General features: G+C 39.1%; 2 protein-coding genes. One reads left to right on the forward strand and one right to left on the reverse strand.

The genetic code is table 11. The features are described 5' to 3' along the window. Positions 1-930 (reverse strand): APC family permease (locus V7083_RS23390; RefSeq protein ID WP_335482578.1); only part of this gene is annotated, 930 nt, incomplete at its 3' end. A 191-nt stretch (positions 931-1,121) separates the two neighbouring features. Between V7083_RS23390 and V7083_RS23395 the strand changes: the two genes are divergently transcribed. Continuing rightward, positions 1,122-1,229: FAD-dependent oxidoreductase (locus V7083_RS23395; protein ID WP_335482580.1), on the forward strand; the 108-nt coding region annotated here is incomplete at its 3' end.

Genomic DNA, 1,229 nt, shown 5'->3' on the forward strand with positions numbered 1-1,229 from the left:
ATTATCCGCTTTGGGAGAAATCCCTTTTATATACAATAGATACACAAAACCTGTCAATGTGAAGGAAGTAATGGTACCTAAGGCGATATAGGTTTTAATCGCATTTCTCTGCTGGGGAATCCGAAATACCGGAACTGCATTTGAAATGGTTTCAATCCCTGTTAATGCAGAGCATGCCGAACTAAAAGCTTTTAATACAAGCAAAGTAGTAATACCGTCTGGAATAGTGCCAAACGAAGGAGTCGTGGATTGTACAAATCCATTTTTCCAGCCGTCATATAAACCGGTAAAAATGAGGATGATCATACAAACCATAAAAGCAATTGTCGGCCATGCAAAGACCTTTGCTGATTCCGCCACTCCTCTTAAATTCATGACTAATAATATAAAGACACAAAAAATAGCTAATTCCGTTTCAACCGGTGCAACTGCCGGATAGGCAGATGAAACCGCCTCTAAAGCAGCTGAAACGGAAACTGCCACGGTTAAAATATAATCAACAAGTAAAGAACTTGCTGCAACTAATGAGATCCACCTGGGTTTAAAATTATCCTTAGCGATGGCATAAGCGCCTCCCCCATTCGGGTAAGCTAAAATCCCCATAATATATGATAAAATCAAAATTCCCAGGAGGATAACAGTCGCGAGTGTTATCGGTATAATGTACCATTTGGCGGCAGGGCCAAGCTTCAATAATTCTGTAATCCCCGCCTCCGGACCATAGGATACAGAGGAATATAGATCCGCAGAAAGTATGGGCAGGGCTATGAACCACAGCAATTTAGTATGCGGAGTATAGAGTTCAGCAGTTCGCATGGGTCTACCAATTAAAAATCGTTTGACCACACTAAAATTTGTTATTGAAATCCAGATTAACAATATCATGATGACGAACAAAACAACATTTACCCAATGACTTGGAATATTCATGTTCATGCGCCTTCTTCTTTTTATAATAAAAATGCAACATGATTTTGATTTGAATATATTCCTAATCTTGGTAGAAGTACATGGAAAATTTGTGAATTTTTCTACTATATATAGCTCTCTATTAAGATATAATGATATTAGACTAATTTTCAGAATAGTATGTATATCAGATTGTTTCTGGAGGTTGAGAGATGAAATATGATGTCATTGTAGTAGGCGCCGGCCTTGCAGGTCTAGTTGCCACCGCCGAACTGGCCGAGGCTGGTAAAAAAGTTCTCTTGCTAGACCAAGAGCCAGAA

This window comes from Bacillus sp. JJ1764 (assembly GCF_036962145.1).
GTDB lineage: Bacteria > Bacillota > Bacilli > Bacillales > Cytobacillaceae > Neobacillus.